The organism is Clostridium sulfidigenes, from assembly GCF_052067195.1.
GTDB classification, from domain to species: domain Bacteria; phylum Bacillota; class Clostridia; order Clostridiales; family Clostridiaceae; genus Clostridium_J; species Clostridium_J sulfidigenes.
The window spans coordinates 124716-144654 of record NZ_JBQHQR010000007.1; the positions used below are offsets into that span (position 1 = coordinate 124716).

General features: G+C 28.8%; 26 protein-coding genes. 6 read left to right on the forward strand and 20 right to left on the reverse strand.

Annotated features, from left to right (window positions below; genetic code table 11):
* Positions 1–68 precede the first annotated feature (68 nt).
* Positions 69–860 (forward strand): CPBP family intramembrane glutamic endopeptidase, encoded by a 792-nt coding sequence (locus tag ACTNBA_RS10340; RefSeq protein ID WP_441073906.1) that lies wholly within the window; start codon positions 69–71, stop codon positions 858–860.
* Positions 861–992: 132 nt separating this feature from the next.
* Positions 993–1478: a hypothetical protein gene (locus ACTNBA_RS10345; protein ID WP_441073908.1), complete on the forward strand. Its 486-nt coding sequence runs from the start codon at positions 993–995 to the stop codon at positions 1476–1478.
* A gap of 125 nt (positions 1479–1603) precedes the next feature.
* On the opposite strand, the gene ACTNBA_RS10350 is transcribed toward ACTNBA_RS10345, so the two are convergent.
* The 3 genes from ACTNBA_RS10350 to ACTNBA_RS10360 form a co-directional block, all read right to left on the reverse strand.
* Positions 1604–2104, reverse strand: a complete 501-nt coding sequence (locus tag ACTNBA_RS10350) for a GNAT family N-acetyltransferase (RefSeq protein WP_150844295.1) — start codon at positions 2102–2104, stop codon at positions 1604–1606.
* A gap of 127 nt (positions 2105–2231) precedes the next feature.
* Entirely contained in the window at positions 2232–2894 is a 663-nt protein-coding gene (locus ACTNBA_RS10355) for a Type 1 glutamine amidotransferase-like domain-containing protein (protein ID WP_441073910.1), read from the reverse strand.
* 117 nt (positions 2895–3011) lie between these two features.
* Complete coding sequence (locus ACTNBA_RS10360; protein WP_441073912.1) at positions 3012–3539, reverse strand: GrpB family protein; 528 nt, start codon at positions 3537–3539, stop codon at positions 3012–3014.
* A gap of 453 nt (positions 3540–3992) precedes the next feature.
* Between ACTNBA_RS10360 and ACTNBA_RS10365 the strand changes: the two genes are divergently transcribed.
* Positions 3993–4622: a hypothetical protein gene (locus ACTNBA_RS10365; RefSeq protein WP_441073913.1), complete on the forward strand. Its 630-nt coding sequence runs from the start codon at positions 3993–3995 to the stop codon at positions 4620–4622.
* Positions 4623–4658: 36 nt separating this feature from the next.
* Positions 4659–4925 carry a hypothetical protein gene (locus tag ACTNBA_RS10370; protein ID WP_441073915.1) on the forward strand — a complete coding sequence of 89 codons (267 nt, stop codon included), beginning with the start codon at positions 4659–4661 and terminating at the stop codon, positions 4923–4925.
* A 217-nt stretch (positions 4926–5142) separates the two neighbouring features.
* Here ACTNBA_RS10370 and ACTNBA_RS10375 read toward each other — a convergent pair whose 3' ends face one another.
* The 3 genes from ACTNBA_RS10375 to ACTNBA_RS10385 all read right to left on the reverse strand — a co-directional run bounded on the left by ACTNBA_RS10375 (position 5143) and on the right by ACTNBA_RS10385 (position 8428).
* Entirely contained in the window at positions 5143–5622 is a 480-nt protein-coding gene (locus tag ACTNBA_RS10375) for a GNAT family N-acetyltransferase (RefSeq protein ID WP_441073916.1), read from the reverse strand.
* A 219-nt stretch (positions 5623–5841) separates the two neighbouring features.
* Positions 5842–7746, reverse strand: coding sequence for a S41 family peptidase (locus ACTNBA_RS10380; RefSeq protein ID WP_441073918.1), 1905 nt, complete (start codon positions 7744–7746; stop codon positions 5842–5844).
* 211 nt (positions 7747–7957) lie between these two features.
* Entirely contained in the window at positions 7958–8428 is a 471-nt protein-coding gene (locus tag ACTNBA_RS10385) for an NUDIX domain-containing protein (RefSeq protein ID WP_441073919.1), read from the reverse strand.
* Between the two features lie 204 nt (positions 8429–8632).
* On the opposite strand from ACTNBA_RS10385, the gene ACTNBA_RS10390 reads away from it, so the two are divergent.
* Positions 8633–8962, forward strand: coding sequence for a hypothetical protein (locus ACTNBA_RS10390; protein WP_346886513.1), 330 nt, complete (start codon positions 8633–8635; stop codon positions 8960–8962).
* Positions 8963–8993: 31 nt separating this feature from the next.
* On the opposite strand, the gene ACTNBA_RS10395 is transcribed toward ACTNBA_RS10390, so the two are convergent.
* From ACTNBA_RS10395 to ACTNBA_RS10460, 14 genes are all read right to left on the reverse strand, one after another.
* Complete coding sequence (locus ACTNBA_RS10395) at positions 8994–9635, reverse strand: hypothetical protein (RefSeq protein WP_441073921.1); 642 nt, start codon at positions 9633–9635, stop codon at positions 8994–8996.
* Positions 9632–10090 carry a GNAT family N-acetyltransferase gene (locus ACTNBA_RS10400; RefSeq protein WP_441073922.1) on the reverse strand — a complete coding sequence of 153 codons (459 nt, stop codon included), beginning with the start codon at positions 10088–10090 and terminating at the stop codon, positions 9632–9634. Before ACTNBA_RS10400 ends, ACTNBA_RS10395 begins: the two co-directional genes overlap by 4 nt.
* Before the next feature lie 302 nt (positions 10091–10392).
* Positions 10393–10719 carry a hypothetical protein gene (locus ACTNBA_RS10405; RefSeq protein WP_441073923.1) on the reverse strand — a complete coding sequence of 109 codons (327 nt, stop codon included), beginning with the start codon at positions 10717–10719 and terminating at the stop codon, positions 10393–10395.
* Between the two features lie 218 nt (positions 10720–10937).
* Complete coding sequence (locus ACTNBA_RS10410) at positions 10938–11144, reverse strand: PF20097 family protein (RefSeq protein WP_346886508.1); 207 nt, start codon at positions 11142–11144, stop codon at positions 10938–10940.
* A 158-nt stretch (positions 11145–11302) separates the two neighbouring features.
* Positions 11303–11938 (reverse strand): class I SAM-dependent methyltransferase, encoded by a 636-nt coding sequence (locus ACTNBA_RS10415; protein WP_441073925.1) that lies wholly within the window; start codon positions 11936–11938, stop codon positions 11303–11305.
* A 149-nt stretch (positions 11939–12087) separates the two neighbouring features.
* Complete coding sequence (locus ACTNBA_RS10420) at positions 12088–12360, reverse strand: hypothetical protein (protein ID WP_441073927.1); 273 nt, start codon at positions 12358–12360, stop codon at positions 12088–12090.
* 259 nt (positions 12361–12619) lie between these two features.
* On the reverse strand, positions 12620–13213 hold the full coding sequence (locus tag ACTNBA_RS10425; RefSeq protein WP_441073928.1) for a hypothetical protein: 594 nt from the start codon (positions 13211–13213) through the stop codon (positions 12620–12622).
* 98 nt (positions 13214–13311) lie between these two features.
* Complete coding sequence (locus ACTNBA_RS10430) at positions 13312–14124, reverse strand: creatininase family protein (RefSeq protein WP_441073930.1); 813 nt, start codon at positions 14122–14124, stop codon at positions 13312–13314.
* A 224-nt stretch (positions 14125–14348) separates the two neighbouring features.
* Entirely contained in the window at positions 14349–15257 is a 909-nt protein-coding gene (locus tag ACTNBA_RS10435; RefSeq protein ID WP_441073931.1) for a protein kinase domain-containing protein, read from the reverse strand.
* A 146-nt stretch (positions 15258–15403) separates the two neighbouring features.
* Positions 15404–16249: a GNAT family N-acetyltransferase gene (locus tag ACTNBA_RS10440; RefSeq protein WP_441073933.1), complete on the reverse strand. Its 846-nt coding sequence runs from the start codon at positions 16247–16249 to the stop codon at positions 15404–15406.
* Positions 16250–16336: 87 nt separating this feature from the next.
* Positions 16337–16783: a GNAT family N-acetyltransferase gene (locus ACTNBA_RS10445; RefSeq protein ID WP_441073935.1), complete on the reverse strand. Its 447-nt coding sequence runs from the start codon at positions 16781–16783 to the stop codon at positions 16337–16339.
* Positions 16784–16905: 122 nt separating this feature from the next.
* Positions 16906–17157 (reverse strand): hypothetical protein, encoded by a 252-nt coding sequence (locus ACTNBA_RS10450; RefSeq protein ID WP_441073936.1) that lies wholly within the window; start codon positions 17155–17157, stop codon positions 16906–16908.
* A gap of 19 nt (positions 17158–17176) precedes the next feature.
* Positions 17177–18133 (reverse strand): hypothetical protein, encoded by a 957-nt coding sequence (locus tag ACTNBA_RS10455; RefSeq protein WP_441073938.1) that lies wholly within the window; start codon positions 18131–18133, stop codon positions 17177–17179.
* 199 nt (positions 18134–18332) lie between these two features.
* Positions 18333–18584, reverse strand: a complete 252-nt coding sequence (locus ACTNBA_RS10460; RefSeq protein ID WP_441073939.1) for a hypothetical protein — start codon at positions 18582–18584, stop codon at positions 18333–18335.
* Between the two features lie 252 nt (positions 18585–18836).
* Between ACTNBA_RS10460 and ACTNBA_RS10465 the strand changes: the two genes are divergently transcribed.
* Entirely contained in the window at positions 18837–19697 is an 861-nt protein-coding gene (locus ACTNBA_RS10465) for a DUF4351 domain-containing protein (RefSeq protein WP_441073940.1), read from the forward strand.
* Positions 19698–19939 lie beyond the last annotated feature (242 nt).

Genomic DNA, 19939 nt, shown 5'->3' on the forward strand with positions numbered 1-19939 from the left:
AGGTGAAACGTAAAATCGTCCATCCATTAAAATTTAATGAATACTTCAAAATGTGAGGTGAAGAAATCATGACAGATAAAAAAATTATAGTACAATTTACCATGCTGACATTTTGCATAGCCTATGTTGTGTCAGGTGCTTTGATTATTCTTGGACAGTTCGGATACTCGGTTTACAATTGGGTTCACTCGTTACAGGAATTCGGTATGAACATTCCTTTTGCAATCTATATTTTGTCACCCGCTATTGCTTCATATGTCGTTCTGAAGAAGAATAACAAAATAGCAGGTTTTAAGGAATGGTTGAAAACTGTTTTTTATTTTAAAAATAAAATTTCCCTCTATTTGTTCGTTGTTGTAGGACTTGCACTGTATTTTTTGATACATATTGCAGTTTCAGGCCGTACGGAAATGGTGCTTCCATTTTATACATTCTTCCTTTCTCTACCTGGGGGGCTTATTATCGGTGGCTTGGAAGAAGCTGGCTGGATGTACATATTGCAGCCTGAGCTTGACAAAGAGTATGGCTTTGTTTTATCTTCTATTTTCACAGGAATCATTTGGTTTTTTTGGCATATTCCTCTCTTTTTTATTCCCGGGACTAATCATGGAGAGGGACTCATTAACTTTTGGATGTTTGCAGTTCAACTCATGGCATTTCGTTTTTTTAACGGAGCAATCTACAAAATATCAGGAAAAGGCTGTGTGTTTATGTGCGTATTATTCCATACCATGTTTAATGCAGCATCCCCCATCTTTGGCACCATGACTATGACTTGGTTAGGAACTGTTGTGGCAAATACTATGCTTATTGTTGTTTCAATTATAACTGTTGTGATCTACAACAAAAGTGTAGTGTAATAGTACAACCCTGCATCCTTATTTAAATTTCTTCTTTGAAAATTTAATAGTACGTTGTTGGGAAATATGTTATAATATGGTCAAAGTAAGCTTGTTTAAATTAATGGATAAAAAATAACAGGAGGTATTTTTATGGATTTTAGGATAATATCATTGCCACCATTCAAAGCAGCATCATCTGGGATAGATAAAGAATTTAACTTTTCCCCTGACGGTATTTTAGGAAAGTTCAATAAGTATTTTTCTGCAATTAATCTATCTGAACGAGATAGTTTTTTGCCCAGAGATTTTTTATGTTTTGATGAAGAAAAACAAGGCCTAGTATGGTGGTGGGCATTGAGTGATGATATGGATGATGGCAGTAACGAAGTTGTTGATTTTGAAGGCGGGTACTATGTAACTTATTTCTTCAAAGATGGAGATGAAGAAACACGTGGTAAGTTATATAATCAAGCCTTGGAATATATTAAGAATTCTGATATTTTCGAACTGGATATCCGTCAAAATCATTATGGTATGGGACATATTATTACACCACCAGAGATTATAAAAGCACAAGGATGGGCACAAATGGAAGCGTTTATACCCATTAAATTAAAATCACCCTCCAACTTGTAATGAAAATTACAAGGAAAGATAATACGGTATTTACAAAATATGTTGCAATACATCAAGTCAAACCTTACTTATAATTATTATAATATTATCGCTCCAGAATACTAAAATAGAATTGCTCAATACACTTATTGTAAATTGTTTAATGGAAATGTATATTTAAAAACACTAATCATATAATCTTTTTCTTGAAAATCTCCGCAATAATCAAATCCCGCTTTAGAATAATAGTTTTTTAATTTTACATTTCCAGCCCAACAGTCTAAATATAGTGTTTTTCTTAAATTTCTTGAAATCTTAAAGGCATAATTAACAATTTTAAGTCCTATATCTTTTCCTTGATACCCTGGTAATATTGCTATTCTGTAAAGATATAAATTATTGGGCTTGTTGATGTGAAGTACAGCATTAACACCCATGTCTTTTATAGAAAATGTTCCAACTATTAGCTTGTCTATTGTTATCACATAGATGTTTTTATTTTTTATGTCTATATTTATTTCTTCAATATCCCAAGGATATGTCCATTGATTAATACTTTTTTGATGTAAGTTTAACGTTACTTTATTTAGTAACTCAACTATTATCCTTATATCATCTTCCTCTGCTAATCTAATTTCATACAACATTCTAATACCTCTTTTATATTTCATTTATAGGTGCAGACCTTTTTGCTTTTATTGCATAATCCTCAAGTAATCTGGCAATCTTTCCTCTATACTACAGTTCCTTCTTATTGAAAATTTAATATTAAAGTTATATTTGATAAACTTTTGCATTTCCTAACAATGATATGTTTTCACCGTCAACAATTATTGCACTTTGTTGTTGTGTAGTATATACCATCTTTCCATTTTCTCTTATATATTTTTCAATACTTTTATTTTGTGAATCAGTATTTTTATAGTGTACTTCAACTGCAAAATTGTCTATACATCTTAGTCCTTTTTCATAAATAAACTCTGGATAATCTTTATCTGGAGAAATATAATACTGTGAGCATTGCATCATAGCACCAGCACTCCATCCCATTATTATTCCACTATGATTTTCTACGGTATTAATCAATCCTAACTCCGATAGTCTGCTCATTATTTTATCTGGGAACCCACCTGTAAAAAAAACTATATCCGCTGAATTAATTTTTGCTTTAGCACTTTCTGAATTGTCTGTAAAGTAATTAATCAATGTTATATTATTATCCTCTATTCCATAAGTGTAAAATGGAGCGGCTATATTTTTGTAATGCTCACCACTTATTTTATTATAAGATTTTTCCCACTCAGCCTCATTTTTTATCCAATCCTCATGAAAAGCAAAAGGAATCACACAAATTTTGTACTCAGGTTTAATTATATTCTTTAATGTTTTATATGCCCATGATTCATTAAAATCTAATCCATCTAATAAAATATTCATAATACTCCCCCTCAATGAAGCTTTTTAAAATTCATAATGCTTCACAATTTAATATAACTATATTTATTTTCTGCTACAAACATGAATCCTATTATGTATTCCTTACTAAAGAGCGTGTCAATCCACTTCTTCTTTTACCTTTTTTAATACAGAATTAATAAATTCATTCTTTGCATTTGAATATGAACCTCTATCATTAGTATACTTTGAAGCTAAATTCTTCTTTAGCCTTGAATATTCCTCAACGGCTTCCTTATTTAGCCTAAGATAATCACGAAAATAGATATGATTTTTCCACAGTTCTCCGTTAATTATTTCTATATGCAAATAATGAGTTCTTAAATCTTCCCTTCCTTTAGCAAACATTACACGACCTTCAATCCCTGCATTATCTCTAAATTGATATCCATTTGCTTCTAATAAGTTTCTATGCTTATCTACATCATCCAATGATTTAACTCCCACAGCAATATCTATAATTGGTTTTGAATCAAGTCCTTCTATAGATGTACTTCCTACATGTTGTATATCTATAGCAGTTTCGCCTAACAAATGATACAATAGTTTTTCTTCTTCCTTATAAATCTCTTTCCAATTAAAACTATATGGAACAACCTTAACGGTTCCTCTTGCTAATCCAAGCATTTATTTAACCACCTTAAACTTATTCATGTTATATGAAGATTAGTTTTCTTCACCATTTCCTAAAATTCTTCATTTACAACCATAAATATAATACTTATTATAGCACGATTACAATAAAATGTATGTAAATAAGTATCTCTATATAGAGATGCTCTAAATATGATTTCTTATATTTTATAAGTATTTCAGCTTTTCATTTCCTTCTGGCATTTTTTCTGCTAACTCAATACTTTCAATGGTTATATTCCCCTTATTCATTTTAGTCTTCATTAATGGCAAAAAAGTTAAAGTTAATATATCCTCTCTCGTAAATTTAAAATTGATTTCATAAAAGTATTTTAATTTTCATTATTTTGTAGTAAACTATATATAGTATGATTAATCCATAAAAGGTTTTTTTAGTAATTTTTTTCTGATTTGAGTTATGATATTAATTACGAGGAGAGTAAGTAGATGAAAAAGAAAACAAAGATCATATTAAGTTTTTTTATTGTAATAATTATTGCGTTGCCCCTTACTTTTTGTGCAATGTGGATAGAAAGAGATAAAACTACTAACATAGGAGATTATAATGAGTATTTTGGAGGTAATGGCAAGTATAGACAAAATTATGTTAGATGGTTGGGACGTAATGGTACGAATAACATTGATATATTTCCTGAAAGTACTCCTGATTCAGCAAAGGTTGAAGATTTTTGTTATTACTACTATAATCCATTTGACCCAAACATTGTATTATACCTTGTTTATACATGCAGTGATGAAGATTTTATCAAAGAAACAGAGAGATTATCAAAGTTAAATTCGGATAAAGATTATCTTATATATGGTTCAACTGGATTTAATTATCCAGTAAGTGCAGTTTGTGCAAACGATAGTGGGTATATTTATGCTTTGGCTGACAAAGAAAATAATAGATTAATTTATGTAGGAATTAATTTTTGTGATTATTTTACTGATATAAACTATAAAAAGATAATTGATGAAAAATACCTTCCAATTAACTTTGATGCAAAAAACGGAAATTCAACTCAAAAGAAAGAACATGAGAAATTTATGGAAACACAGAAAAATAATAGATAGGATTAATTAACTTTAATATATATTTGGAGGTGTACCATGAATAAGATAGAAAAATTACTAAAAATTCGTAAAATTTCTTTGGCGTGCTTATTTTTATCTGTTCCTCTATGCTTTATAGGAGGTTTTTCTACTTCTGCTTTATTTCCAATTATTGGTATAAGCTTATTTCTAATATTTATTTTATTATCTATTTTGTTTTGGAAATGTCCTTATTGTAATTACAGGTTACCAATGAAATTTGACAAAGATAGTGATATTGATTCGGTATATCAATGTCCATATTGTAATAAGAAGTTTAATTGAAGTAAATATATATTTATGGACAATATCCAGATATGAAAGACCATATGTAAAATAAAATATGAAAACAAATGGAAGAGCAATCTTCCATTTGTTTTTTATCACTAATATAAATTAAAATTTAAATATCTAGTCACTTTATGCCTCAATAGTGTACTTTCCTAAGGCTGATTGTAAAATAAAATTCTATAAACTACAATAGTCTTTATTAGGAATTCTATTAAGAAGAGTGCTCATAAAATTCCATTCTAACAAATTCTCCATAACCAAGGGGCGTATCTTTCCTATAAGTATCTACTACATTAAATCCTGCACTTTTATAGCATTTAATCGCTCTTTCATTGAAAGACCGAACTTCTAAAGCAATCTTTTTATCTGGATATATCTTCTTGCATTGTCGTTTTACTATTTCCATTAAGACCTTTCCTAATCCTTGTCCACATAGGGATGGTTTTAATCCAATTCCAATAAAAACACACTGATTTTTATCCAGTAATCTTATGTATCCACATAAGCAATTGCAATCATCAATCACAGCATTAAATTCACTCTTTCTCTTTTCTTCTATTGTAATACCCCATTTTTCATTAGATACTTTATCCCATCCTGGATAATTATATATAGAATATATATCATCATATTTCCAACTACAAACTTCTTTTGCATATATTTCTGTAAAATCTGCCAATCTCAAATTCATTTTGTACACCTCTAGAAAATTTTCCATTTACATTACAATATGATACTTTTATAAATAAATTCACCACATCCACCACAAGGTGTAATATTTAATTACTTCACAACATTTTACAATTTCTGATTTACAATCATAATTATATATACTTAGCAACTTTTGAGCCACAAAAATAAAATTTATCATAATATTATTTCACGTGTTCTTACTTATTTTACACTATTGCTATTTACCCTCTGGTTTCGTGATTAACTCTATTGCTTTTTCTATAACCTCATCCTTACCCTCTGCAATTCCTTTCACAGTTTGTTTTACAGTTATGTCAGGTTTAAGACCTATTCTTTGTGTCTGACTTCCATCCATATATGTTACTGCTAGCCCTGATATAGATGTCTGTATACACCCTGGAAGTGTAATTTCCATAATATCGCCATTAGCTCCTGCAGAAGGAGTTCCTATTACCGTTGCATTCGGGGCATCCATAAAAGACATAACCATTGTCTCCAAGTAGCTTTGCGTACATTCATTCATCAGTATTATTACCTTCCCATTATACATATACCTATCTTTTACTTTTCCTAATGAGGTTCTAATAATGCCGTTATCAAATATTTTGCTAAATGTAGTTGAATCTATACCTTTGTCCAATTGTTCCGCTATGAATCCTCTTCCTGAACTATTACTGGTTGATTTGATAAATTTCCCTGGTTCAAAACTATTACTTGAATAAAATTGTTGATATTCAGAAACTTCAGGTTTTATATATTCCCCTATAGGATAATTAATAAATTTTATATATTCACTGATTTTTGCATTATCGTATCGCGCATCAATAATCAACCCTTCTGTCCCTTTAAATTTTTTCATTAATTTATCTAAATCTCCACTTTTAAGTGTAGCTATATTAATATAACCTATTTTTTTGTCTCCCATGAAGCCACTTTTCTCATCTTGGCCCAGTCTTTTTACATCATAATTCCTATTATAATAGCATGGAACATTCAAGCTTAACTTTTCACCATTTCTTATTACCTCTATTTCAGCTATTTCTTTTGTAGAACGCAAAAGGTAATAGTCAAAAGCATTTGTAAAACGATTTTTATCTGATACTGATATATATTTGTTGCACTCCTCTATTATCTTTTCTATAGAAGTTCCATCAATAGATACCACAATATCTCCTAACTTTAAAGGGGACTTATCTTCCCTGCCAGCAATGACAATCTGACCATCTATATTAAATATAGTTGCTTTTGCTTTGTATGCTCCAAAGTGTTGTGGTAGCACCTTAAAGTTATCATCAAAAAAGCCATGAGAATCATGAATATATGTAGTAAGATTTGCAATGGATAATACATATGATTCCTTATCACCTTGAAGTGCTAACTCAGGAATCTTGTCATAAAGTACTTGATCCCAATCTTCATCCATGAGATTTTTATATGGATAGAAATATTCTATAATATTCCAATAACGAAATAACCCGAGCAATCTCATTCCTGTGTCTTCATAGTTAATAGAATTGTCCATAAAAGAATCTGAAGATACATTAACAATATCCCCTTCTTCAAAAACAGCATATCCATTGACATTATCAGTTACTTTTATCTTTGATAAATTTTCAAGATAGTCAACAAGGTTATTCCCAAGGACTTGTCTATTCTTTATCCATGAATATTCTACATCTAAGTATGCTTTCTCTTTTACTTGACGATATAGATCTTCCTGTTCTTTACTAAGTGTATTAACCTGAAATGGAAACTGACTTAACCATGTAGCCATGATATCTCCAGCTTCTTCCTTGGTAGTTGCCTCAAGCACCTTTGGCATAACTCTAAATAATTCTGCATCCCAATTAATATTCCCTGCTGTAATGTCTGGATGACGATACTTAGCAAATCCCCAGACCTTTGCTAAAGTATGCAAATTCTTCTGTTGAACTTCACTTAATTTTTCTATTCTAACTCCACTATCTGATGCAAACTCTGTATCTTGGGATCTTTTAAGATTCGTTTCTTCAGTTTTATCTGAACTAGTACAAGACACAAATGTTAGAACCATAACTATAAGTATAAAACTAATTACTACTTTTTTACTAAATACATTGATTTTAACTTCTCTTTTTTTCATACTTTCCACCTACATTCTTTAGTACTTAAAAATCTTTTTCAATAAGATTTTATCTTTGATAAAGTACAAATATATACAATATTGTCTATAATATTATAAATAGACCATAAAAACACTATATCACATAGTAACTAATGTGAAAACCATTTTTGGAATATATTATAATTTTTGTTAGGTGATTTGAAATATGATCACTTTTAAAAAGCAACAATTAACTTATCATTGATGAAAAATACTCTTTAATTATATGTCTATGTGTTTCAGCAATATTTAATTTTTCTAACTCTTGGTAAGTAAAATACTTTAATTCTTCCGATTCGTCACTGCATATCAATTCATGATTCTCTATTAAATTTACTATATAAGCAGCAGATATTATTCTAACAATATTTCCATCTGGATATACAACGATTCTTGATGGGTCTGAAAACATTTTCCAAAAACCCAAAGATTCTTTTGATATTATAATTCCTGTTTCTTCATTAATTTCTCTAATTATTCCTTCTTCTAAACTTTCATCAATATTCAAACCTCCGCCTATTAGCGCCCAACGGTTACTATCTACTCTTTTTTCTAATAATATTTTATTATTAGACTTAATAATTGCACAGGCACCTATATGGTTTGGCTTATTAGGTTTTGGTGCATTTTCATTTTTATAATAAAATTTTGCTTCAATCATATTGTTCCATCCTCCAATATTTAAAATCTACAATGTTATGCACTATAACACAATTATTCATTTACAATCATAATTATAATACTTATTATAACATAATTTAAATAAATTATAATTTATTTACATTAGTTGATTTATTCTCCTAAATCACAAATCTGCATATTATTAGCTCCATTACACAAACTAGAGACGAAAGGAGGCTGTGCTATGAAAAAGTTTACTGCTATATTGCTAATTTTAATTACATTGGGATTAAGTACTTTTGCTTCTACACGTGTATTTGCTGAAAATATATTTACAGAAGGTGTTTATAAAGCAACTGATTTCAATATATCACCAAATGAATCTTATTTAGTTCAAAATGTTTCATCAAACGATAGTGTTTTTCTTACTCTTTATGATGAAAATCAACTTATATTACAATCTATTCGTCTTCAACCTAAGTCAGCTAAGTATAATTTAATTCCTCTTAAGCCTGAATATAGAATTGTTATAGTTGGTAATGGTCAAATATTTATTGATAAAGGGACACAATAGGGTGTCCTTTTATTGTTATAATCTTTATTTGCTAATATAATTTCTTAATTTCTTCAAAATATGAATTATTAATTACTTTAGTTATAGCTTTACTTACGTAAGAATAATTAAAATCTTTTAAATGAATATCTCCAACATAGTATTCATTTTCCCTTTCTTCTAAACAGAATAAATCATAGTACTGATTTAAGTCATTGAGCAATCCTTTCAAATCATCCATACTAGGATAACCATGAACTTCTTCAGCATCTATATTAACACTCCAATCCCTTACTATTTGAGCGTATTTCCTAAAAACCTCTACAAATGAATTGAAATATTCATCATTTTCATTATGACTAAATATAATTTTTGATTTATCATTATTATTGATTATTGGTAATATTTCTTCTATGCTAGTAAATTGTTCTGCTATGCTATTAAGTTCTAGTTCGTAATTTACTAGATTTTCATAATCATTTATTATTTGCTCCAAGTATATTTTTGAGTCATTAATATGCACTAAATTATGCTGAAGCGTTGTAATATATATTTTTTCATTTGTCATCATAACTCTTCTAGTCATTACAATAGTAACTACAAGACTAAGAATCAAGATCACTATAGTACCTTTAATTATACCATTGCTTCTAGTATTCCCCTTATTTCTTAATACTATCTTCCACATCCTCATCTATGTCCTTCTAATTTAGCCTTAATATATCCCATATATATCATTGATGAACTATCAGATATTTGAGGAATCTCAAATCTACACTTCTTATAGAAATCATAATTTTCTGGAGTAGTATGCACCCACCAATTTCCATGGGGTAACTTTTCTAAACACAAGTCCACAAGTTTTTTACCTATGCCTTTTCCTCTATACTCTTCTTTCACAGCCAGGTCTTGGATTGTTGCTGTCATGACTTTATCTGATACCACCCTTACCATAGCTATCATATCTTCCTTATCCCATACAGTGAAAACCCATGATGAATTTTTAAAGCAGATTTCATACTTTTCATCTAGCCATAACGGTTGACTTGCAGACACCCAACCAACTTCATTGTACATTTTTTTAATGGTATCCCCTTTAAGCCCATCTGCACCTTCTCTAATAATTAATCCTTTATAATATTGATACATAAAATACCTCCCTAAAATTTTTCACTTTAAATCATAAATATAATACTTATTATAGCATGACTACAATAAAATGTATGTATATGTAAAAAGCACCTCTATATAGAGATGCTCCAAACAAATAGCTTTGATTTTTATCAAAACCGTTAAATAATTTTATTTCTAAATAATCCTGACACTCCTCAAAATTTATTTATACATTACTAATGTCATTAGTTTTTATATATTGTTTAAACAAAAGACTCTGAAACAACAAAGCAATTTAATAATGAGTACAACTAGTTTATAATAACTAGTTGTACTCATTATTTTATACCTGCATCAATATGTACTTCACCGTCACCAACTATTACGATTTTATATTCAGATTTAAGAGAAACTAAATAATGTCTTGGTGATTTAGGTTCTAGATATAAGACTTGTGTTTTAATGTTATTTTCATTAAAAACAGTAACAGAAATACTATATGCTGATATATTTTGAACATGATAAGAACCATCTTTTGAATGATTAAAATCCGATACTTTATAAAAACCCTCTTTATACATATTTCGTGAAGATGCATAAGTTGTAATAGATGTACCAAATATACTAGTTACTAAAATTAATAATATTACAATAAATTTTTTCATATAATAGTCACCTCTCGGTGATATTTTATGTAGTATTAATAATAATATACAATTATTCATTTACCCTAATGATTATATATACTTATTATAACATGATTACAATAAATTGTATGTAAATAAAAAAGCCTTGAAGGATTTCTCCTCATAGGCTCATATTATTTAATCTTAAATTATAATTATATAATATTATAAAAACATTGTGTCCTACATCTAATGCTCTAATTATCAATATCAATTATACACTTCTTACACTCCTCACAATAGTATGCAGTGGCTTCAGTATATTTTGATAATACAACTTCCTCATCTCTAATAATAAAACGAATTGGTAAATTTACTTTTTCTGCTGGGGTCCATATTAAATTGCAACGATAATTAGAAATATATCCTTTTCTCAAATCTTTATTACAATATGGACAAATCATAAAACTCCTCCTTTTTTAATTTATACTTAGTCGCTTGCATAACCTCAAACCCGTTAGGTTTCAAGGATTTACAAGCTATATCAAAAAGGATTTCCCCCACCTTAAGGTGAATATACTAATATCTAACCCAAAATATATCCAGGGTGAGTCCTTTATGATTATCCTCTTTTTCTACCTAAGTAATAATAACCGTTTGATTTATTTCCGTTCATAGTTGTATATATTACCTGATTTAAAATCAATTTATCAAATAGCTGCACACATTCCTCAACCCATTTTATATCGTGATGCCTAACTACAGCACCTTCAGGTAATTCAAACACACCATATTTTTGATATTTATCTTGATATAACTTATAACGTTCTATATTGCGTTCATCTGTGTTTAGTAAGAAATCATTAATATACAGAATTCCATTAGGTTTCAAAACACGCTCTATTTCTTTTAGTAAGGCTGCCTGTTCTTTATCGTTAACAATACACGTTAGCACTGCAAATAAAATAACCGCATCACAGCTTTCACTATCTAATTCAATCTTATTTCCTTGCATTACCCTCAAATCCAAATAAGGATATTTTTCCTTTCCTCGTTGGATCATTTTCTCTGAGAAGTCAATTCCTATTAAATTGCCGTACCCTTCTAGATTTAACTGTTCTAATGTTCTTCCATAACCACAACCTACGTCTAGAATAATCCCTTCCTTATTAACAAATCTAGCAAACTCTTCAAAGTGAAAAGGTGTTGTAAAATCTTTTTTTTCTGCGACAGTATTCCAATATTTCTTCTGCGTCATGACAACCCTCCTAGTTTCTTTTTATTGATAAATTATAATATATTTTTCAAAATTATAATCTCGTTACTTATCTGAAATTATAAAGATAATATGAGGTAAATGTTTTTACCTACGCCAGTCATAGGGCAAAAGTTCTCTGAAGATAATGCTTATACTGCAAGCAATCTTTCAATTTCATTCTTAATTTTATTTATATAATCTTTTCTTACTTCATCGCTTGGTCTTGTAGATTCATCAAACAATACGCTATTGGGCAGTTGATAAACTGAACTTACCATAGGAGTATCTCCCTTCACCCTCGGGTATAAATGCCAATTGAACCTCTGATACCATCCTAAGATAACATATCCAGTTTCAAGTTCTATAGCAAAATATGGATCATTTGTAATATTCTTTTGTAGTTCACACATCTTGCATTGCATATTATAACCCCCGAATAAAATATAAATTTTATGCTTCTAATTATTTTGCAATTATTTATTTAAAATTTAAAATATATAAATTTATTTTAGAATAAATACAATATAAATAACCCTTGTTTATATTGTAAGAATATTACCAATTAAATAATGCAGTATAATATTCTACTTAATATTGATAGGTGAAGACATCTTTTTCTATTGCATAACAATCAAGGTAATCTGACAATCTTACCTCTATATTACATCTGTCTAATGGATATTAAGTTATTTTTTTAGAATAGTAATAGGTAAATACAATTCTTCCAACACCCATACATATTATTGCAATTAAATTAAAAGTAAGAATTACAGGTAAAATATATTGTGGAATTTGTTTAATAAATATAAAATATATCACACTAGTAAGTATTCCTAAGATAAAATTAATTGGACGCAATATTGGTTTAATATTTGCAATCCCTTTCATATCACTTACTAAATAAATGTTTCCAAGTACAAGATAACTTATCGCTTCTGATAAATGTAAAGTAACAAATTGATATAGAAACAATTCAATATAATTGTTACTTATAGAAGTAATTTCAATTACTATTATAATCATAAAAGCAAGAAACAAATTTACAACAATTCCTCCATATAAAATTGTTAGGTTTTGTTTAGTAGTTAAATGTTCTGCTTTTTCTTCATCAACTGGTGCTGGTGTAGAAAAAAATAAATATGGCTTTACGCTTACTTTAAGCCAATTTTCTTTACATCCATATTTCCAATAAAAAAAAGAATGCCCTAATTCATGTAACCAAATTACTAAATATAATGTCAAATAACTAATAATAATTATAAATATTAGATTCAAAACAATACCTCCTTTTTATGTGCATTCTGAGGAATAAGTTCCACTAACTAAATAAATAGCTTTGATTTTTATCAAAGCAGTTTAATGCAATATCATCCTTATACTATTCGTCTTAATATTGCTTCTGATATTCTATAAGCATAATCCTCAACGTTCTTTTCAACTTCAACATTTTCAAAATCAGCAGGAGAGCCTAAATAACCTTCCGCTGAAAGTTCTTTTATGTGACCACCAAACAACCATGCTACACCGCAGCTATCATCTAAAGTAACTGGAGGTAAAGACTTCGCTTTTTCAACATCCACTAGAGTTGGATAAAACTCATATATCATAGCTGTTTCAATATCTCCACCATGTACATCAGGGACTTCTGCCTTGGTTACATTAATTGTTTGTTGTTTTATTGGACATAAATAGGGTTCGTCTAACTTAAGTCCAAAGTGTGGAAACCTCAATTCATCAAAAGTGTAACAAGCATTGATATGAAATTGCTCATTGGCTTCCCTAAAAGCTTCTATAATGGCAAGGTTATGGTCAATGTCTCCATGTGCATTAACCCCAAAAACATTATTGAAACCAAACTCTGACAGTGATAATAAAATGTCTGAAACTAATGCTTTTGCCGTCTCTTTTCGTATATGGAAAGACCCTATAAAGCCACCTGTTGATTGACAAACACCCCAATAAAAAGGTGGAGCAATAACAACTACATGTCCCTTTTTTTCAAGTTTTTCTTTTATAGCTAGGCAGTATATATGAGCAGTATATATATCTGTTCCTAAGCATAATTGTGGACCATGCTCCTCTATCACCCCCATTGGCAATAAAACAATTGCATTTTTATCAACAAAATCTTGTATCTCAGTCCACTTCATATTTGCCATGGTATCTTTAAAAATTCCATTTATCATAAAAATTAAACCCTTTCATAAATTCTTATTTATATACGAAAACTAATAAGTGGCATTTACCAATTATTTATTTATCCTAATGATTATATATACTTATTATAACATGACTACAATAAAATGTATGTAAATAAAAAAGCACCTCCATATCGAGATGCTCTAAAATAAACAGTATTACAAATAACTATTTAATTATATATTTGTTCCATAGTATAAAAAGATTGTGTTTATAATGTCCTTAAAGCCTTGTTCCATTCAATATAAAAATCAACCATTGAATTATATCTTTTAGACCTATCAATATTTATGGATTTAATTACAATATCATATAGCTCTTTATTCAATTGCCAATTTTCTAATTCGCAAGGATAAAAACTATTATCCTTATACATCTTGTTAATATCCTCATCTGTATAATTACCGAAAAAATGAAATATTAATGCTCCTAAAGTATAAACATTTGTGACTGTATCAATTTTAGCACCATAAATATATTCTTCAGGTGATTTAAATCTTTTTGTGCCAAAGAAATCTTTTCCCATATCATTATATGTTGGAGTTGGTCTGAAAAAATCAATATCACAGATTGTTGTAATGTCATTTGCAAAATCATATATGATACTACCATCATAAAAATCAATTGCAATATGTTCTTTTGATTCTACAAAGGATAAAAACTCAAAAATGATATTCACTGATTTTATCCTTTTTTCAATGGAAAGTTGTTTAAATTTTGATTTAGGTGACTTTAGCTGTGGATTTTTTGAATATTTTTCAAAATTCCAATGGTCGAATAGACACTCACCGTCTGACCACTTAAATACTGCTATATACAAATCATCTAATTCATAATGTTCAAGTAATTCTATCAAATGTGGGTGTTTTAATTCATTATATAATCTCATTGCATTTTTTAGGTTTTCGATAGCATCTTTAGGTTGTATGGAAGATTCTATTGTCTTTATCCCCGCAATTTTCACGAAATATTTTATCTTGTCATTTACTACACCAAAACTTATATTACCAGAATCATTTTGGTCAAAAACACAAAATACTTTTCCGTATTTTGATAGAAAAGAAAGGTTACGAAATTCATTTAAATTAAAAGTCACATTATCAACTTTTTGTTTAATCATGTTATCCTCCGTTTTGGGGAGGGCTAAAATATGGTCACTCCCCTAATATTTGAATACATAAAAATATTTATTTTCATAACAAATCATCTCCTCTTTTATAAAAAGTATCTATTAAAAACAAGATAAACTTGTAGACTTTTAGTGATCTATTCAAAACTATATCCTTGAAAATCACTAACCATTTTGTACCCTATTCGCATATAAATTTCATTTGAAGTAGGATTAGATAAATCAGTGAAGAGCGAACAAAATTTATAACCTTTATCAAGTAAATACTGGCTCAATGTGGCAACACATGAAGATGCATATCCATTTCTCCTATATTCCTTCGGGGTATATACCATATTTACAACAATACCATTTCTTGTTTCCCTTGCAGTGCATGCCATTGAAACAGGCTTTTTATCTTCCCAGATATATAATTGCTTATTATTTATTTTGTCTTGAGCAATTTCTACAGCCTTTTCTTCAGTTATTTTAGAACCTTCATCCTTTTCCAAATCTATTATCCATCTTGAGATGGTTTTCAAATCACTTTTCTCTCCAATTCTAAATATCCCATTACTTTTATTAATTTTATTGACTTTCACTAATTCATAAACTCTCATATATAGCCCTTTTATTGATTTACATCCCGTATTTTGAGTCCAAATCCTTGCAAATAATTGAGAAAGTTCTAATGGTGCTATAACCCCAGAAACAGTCCACTTCTCATCAATAAGGTTTTGAATTATATTGTCTATTGCTTCTGTAGTGTCTATTTTATTGCTATATAGTGCAATTGGAAAGGGTGGAGTTATCATTGCTGTAAGTAATATTCCATTTTCATCGCTTACTACAGCAAAGTATGGTTGTTTTTCAATGTTTCCTGGATTACTGACTAACTTAAAGCAAGTCCCTAAAATTACGTTATTTACCGATTCCTTCTCTTCAAGAAATTTCTGTGATTCTTCCAAAAAATCTTTTGCCTCTTTATATTTTATAACTTTCAAAATAATACCCCCCTATGCAAAATTTATTAATTTATTTTCATTACCTAATTTAAGAAACTTTCAACTTAAGGCAATTTATAATTGCAACTACTTTTCCATTAAGTATGCTGAACATGAAACACTAAAATCACATTGTTCATATAATTTTTTTGCACTAATGTTATCAATATCTACATATAGCCTAATGCCTGTAGCATTCTTTTCTTGCCTTAATACCTCTGCCTTTTTCATTAATTCATAGGCAAACCCGTTTCTGCGATATGAAGGATGAATCCATAATTCATCAACATAAACATGTCCAAAACCATTATATTTTCCAACTTTAGGCATATAAATTAACGAAATCCAACCAACATATCGTCTTTCCACTTCAACCACATATATAAACAAATTAGGATTTGACAATTCATTTATAATACTTTGTGGAATTGCTTCTTTCAATGGTAATCTTTCACTACCGTTCATTCTCCAATATATCATATCATCAAATAATGAATAATTCCGTGCATCTATTTTCACAATTTTATAGTTCATACAATCACCCTCATACACAATATAATTAGTTATCTTTTTATCTAGTAAATCCATATTTTTTGAGATTCTCATTAAAGCATTATTTACTCTTGCTTATATATCATTATCAGTCATCCTACAATTTATCTAACATGCCTATATTTATTTTTAAAATCTAAAAGTTCATCTTCAAATGCCAGTTCTGAATTATCCACGCTTCTTTTATCATAAAGTTCTTTCCAATATGTAGCTGCATAATCTAGAAATTCAGCTTTAACAGTGTCTTTTGATAAAATATTTTTATGTAGATAATATAAACCCGAATTAAAATCAAATTTAATATCATGAAGCAATGTGTCAAATAAATCAAAGACAATAGCTCTAACTTTAGCCATAAAACCCCTCCGCAAATTATTATTTATCTAGCCTTGATAATACTTTTTGTATCCTAACCGTACAGTCAATCTTTCTATTAACATGGTCTCTCCATGAATTAGATAAAGGAAATTGAATATTATCCTTAACCAATTGTCCCATATCCCAAAATCCATCTTCTGATATATTGTCATTTATCCACTCAACAAAATATTGAAGCTTCGGTTTAGCACCTGAATAATTACTTAATAATTCATGTACATTTATATATCTGCTTGCAATTTTTGAGTAAAAGCTACTTGGAGGTATTTTGGAGCATCTATCATAAATATAATATATCCCATTTTGTGATTCCATTATATAATCTAAAAATTTCGATTCAATAGGCCTAGACAACATTCCATTAAGTATAGACACAACATAAAAGTTTTCAAATCCCCACAGATGCTTTTCTTTAGGTGATTTGTGAATATCATAATATGCTTCTTTATAAGCATTATGGTTATATTCATCTTCTAAAAATGCATGGGTAATAATTCTTGACCAATCTTTAGCTATTCCTCTAGCTAAATCATTAGTTGAATCAAATATTAATATCCATGTTGCTACAAACAATCTTGTCAACATAACCCAGTCATGTTTTTTCTCCTCACGGTCTCTTAAAGTCAATTCTCCATTTAAATATTTCTCCATATAAATAATCGCTCTCTGAATCACTTCATCATTCTTATCCAGTCCTAATATTAATAATCTTCTTAATGCTTGTTCTGTGGTAATTGATGATTGAGAAGATTGACTCATACTATGAAACTGTCCCCATGACCCATCTTTCCACTGAAGTTGTATAATATTCTTAACCCATTTTGATTGGATGACCATGCTTTTAGCACTTATTAATTCTTCATTTTTACTATCTAGTTTTAACACATCACGCATTAAAAGATATCTAGGTATCGGGTCTAAATCGAAATTTAGAAGTTCCTCCACTTTTAGCATGCTTCAATCCTCCTTTTAGCTCCGTTGCTTAAATGCATTTGCATATATGCTTTTGCACAACCATCGCTTTATGGTAACATATTCTATAAAATACCATAAATTCCTCTAAAATAAAAGAAGCCTTTAAGGATTTCTCCCCATAGGCTCATACTATTTAATCTTAAATTATAGCTATATAATAATATAAAAACTTTTCTAATTATTCATTCAAAATTAACACTCTAATTATTCCAAGTACTATTGGTGTTAAAGAACCAATTAAAATTAATCTAATTGCTACCTTAAGTTCATCTAAAGTTTCTTTACTAACTGTTTCCTTACTTTCTATCTCTGTTTCATTTTGCTTTTTAAGTTTCTTGGAAACCTTTATATGCCTTATATATCCCCAAATTGCTATACAATAAAACATTATTGATAATGGATAAAAAAATAATATTAATATATCCCTCAAATTTATACCCCCTTATATGGTAGTACGTAACAATTTACAATTATTCCTTCACATTCTTATTCATATACTTATTATACCATAATTTCAATAAAATGTATGTCACATAAAATACATCTCATTACAGAGAAGCTTTAAACAAGCTCTATAAATTTTAACGAACATATGTGCATATTTTCTGGATAAGTGTTAATACTTTAAATATAAATGTAAGCCCTTAAAATATTGATAAAAACACTTTAAAGGAGTAATAACATGGATTATAATAAGATTGAGGATGCAGTCTTTAAAAAAGCTATGGAAGTATTTAAAGATGGTGCACCGGAGTTTTTTAATTTAGATATTAATATTAGTAGACCAGCTGAAACTGAGATTAAAAATATTGATATTAAAACTAACGCTATGGACTATCTATTTTACACAGAAAGCGGAGATTATCTTCACTTTGAATTTCAAACCACCAAGAAAAATGAAGATATATCTAGATTTCTTTACTACGATTCTTCTCTGTATTACAAAAGTAAGAGAAACATAAGAACTCTAGTAGTATATTCATCTGATATAAAAGAAGCCCCTACATACCTAGATTGTGGAAGCATACAATATAAAGTGGAAGCCTTTTATATGAAAAACTTAGATGGTGATAGCAAATTAAATAATATAAAATATAAAGTTGAGAATAATATAGAATTAACAGAACAGGATATAATAACGCTTAGTTTTATACCGCTTATGAGCAGTATAAAATCTAAAAGTGAAATTACTTTAGAGAGTATAGAAATTGCTAATGGAATAAAATCATATACAGATAAAAATAAATGCTTAACATTACTATATGCTCTGTTCGATAAGTTTGGTGATGAATTATCTAAGAAAAGATTTAAGGAGGTTGTTGGTATGACTGAAGTTGGTAAGATGATATATAATGAAGGTAAAGAAGAAGGTCTAGAAAAAGGCAAGGCTGAGCTATTAATTAAACTACTTATGAAGAAATTCAAAATATTACCAGATGAATATAAAGAAAAAATTAGGAACTTATCTGGAGATGTAATAGAACATATTGGAACAGAAATCTTTGATATGGAATCTCTTGAAGACCTAAAGAAATATTTATAAAAATCAAGTGGCTACTTTTCTTTGGAAGTAGCCACTTTTATAATTTTTTTAAATTATATAACAAGTTAATAACTTTATTTATAACTCTGAAAATAAGAATATTGTAATTTACTATCATAGATTTTCGCTAGTTAAATTCATCTCTTGTAATCTTTTTTCTGCTGCTTTAATTGCTTCAACACCTGTTTTACATAATACATTTATACCTTTAACAATAGTTACAATTACAAATGCTTCTACAC

Excerpts from the sequence above, each read along its gene's own strand:
- ACTNBA_RS10390 (WP_346886513.1), top strand. The coding sequence starts at position 8,633 with ATGAAAAAGTTTACTGCTATATTGCTAATTTTAATTACATTGGGATTA.
- ACTNBA_RS10465 (WP_441073940.1), top strand. The coding sequence starts at position 18,837 with ATGGATTATAATAAGATTGAGGATGCAGTCTTTAAAAAAGCTATGGAA.
- ACTNBA_RS10340 (WP_441073906.1), top strand. The coding sequence starts at position 69 with ATGACAGATAAAAAAATTATAGTACAATTTACCATGCTGACATTTTGC.
- ACTNBA_RS10455 (WP_441073938.1), bottom strand. The coding sequence starts at position 18,133 with ATGCTAAAAGTGGAGGAACTTCTAAATTTCGATTTAGACCCGATACCT.
- ACTNBA_RS10365 (WP_441073913.1), top strand. The coding sequence starts at position 3,993 with ATGAAAAAGAAAACAAAGATCATATTAAGTTTTTTTATTGTAATAATT.
- ACTNBA_RS10415 (WP_441073925.1), bottom strand. The coding sequence starts at position 11,938 with ATGACGCAGAAGAAATATTGGAATACTGTCGCAGAAAAAAAAGATTTT.
- ACTNBA_RS10380 (WP_441073918.1), bottom strand. The coding sequence starts at position 7,746 with ATGAAAAAAAGAGAAGTTAAAATCAATGTATTTAGTAAAAAAGTAGTA.
- ACTNBA_RS10345 (WP_441073908.1), top strand. The coding sequence starts at position 993 with ATGGATTTTAGGATAATATCATTGCCACCATTCAAAGCAGCATCATCT.
- ACTNBA_RS10430 (WP_441073930.1), bottom strand. The coding sequence starts at position 14,124 with ATGATAAATGGAATTTTTAAAGATACCATGGCAAATATGAAGTGGACT.
- ACTNBA_RS10445 (WP_441073935.1), bottom strand. The coding sequence starts at position 16,783 with ATGAACTATAAAATTGTGAAAATAGATGCACGGAATTATTCATTATTT.
- ACTNBA_RS10405 (WP_441073923.1), bottom strand. The coding sequence starts at position 10,719 with ATGAAAAAATTTATTGTAATATTATTAATTTTAGTAACTAGTATATTT.
- ACTNBA_RS10360 (WP_441073912.1), bottom strand. The coding sequence starts at position 3,539 with ATGCTTGGATTAGCAAGAGGAACCGTTAAGGTTGTTCCATATAGTTTT.
- ACTNBA_RS10450 (WP_441073936.1), bottom strand. The coding sequence starts at position 17,157 with ATGGCTAAAGTTAGAGCTATTGTCTTTGATTTATTTGACACATTGCTT.
- ACTNBA_RS10395 (WP_441073921.1), bottom strand. The coding sequence starts at position 9,635 with ATGAGGATGTGGAAGATAGTATTAAGAAATAAGGGGAATACTAGAAGC.
- ACTNBA_RS10420 (WP_441073927.1), bottom strand. The coding sequence starts at position 12,360 with ATGCAATGCAAGATGTGTGAACTACAAAAGAATATTACAAATGATCCA.
- ACTNBA_RS10435 (WP_441073931.1), bottom strand. The coding sequence starts at position 15,257 with ATGATTAAACAAAAAGTTGATAATGTGACTTTTAATTTAAATGAATTT.
- ACTNBA_RS10370 (WP_441073915.1), top strand. The coding sequence starts at position 4,659 with ATGAATAAGATAGAAAAATTACTAAAAATTCGTAAAATTTCTTTGGCG.
- ACTNBA_RS10400 (WP_441073922.1), bottom strand. The coding sequence starts at position 10,090 with ATGTATCAATATTATAAAGGATTAATTATTAGAGAAGGTGCAGATGGG.
- ACTNBA_RS10355 (WP_441073910.1), bottom strand. The coding sequence starts at position 2,894 with ATGAATATTTTATTAGATGGATTAGATTTTAATGAATCATGGGCATAT.
- ACTNBA_RS10385 (WP_441073919.1), bottom strand. The coding sequence starts at position 8,428 with ATGATTGAAGCAAAATTTTATTATAAAAATGAAAATGCACCAAAACCT.
- ACTNBA_RS10375 (WP_441073916.1), bottom strand. The coding sequence starts at position 5,622 with ATGAATTTGAGATTGGCAGATTTTACAGAAATATATGCAAAAGAAGTT.
- ACTNBA_RS10350 (WP_150844295.1), bottom strand. The coding sequence starts at position 2,104 with ATGTTGTATGAAATTAGATTAGCAGAGGAAGATGATATAAGGATAATA.
- ACTNBA_RS10410 (WP_346886508.1), bottom strand. The coding sequence starts at position 11,144 with ATGATTTGTCCATATTGTAATAAAGATTTGAGAAAAGGATATATTTCT.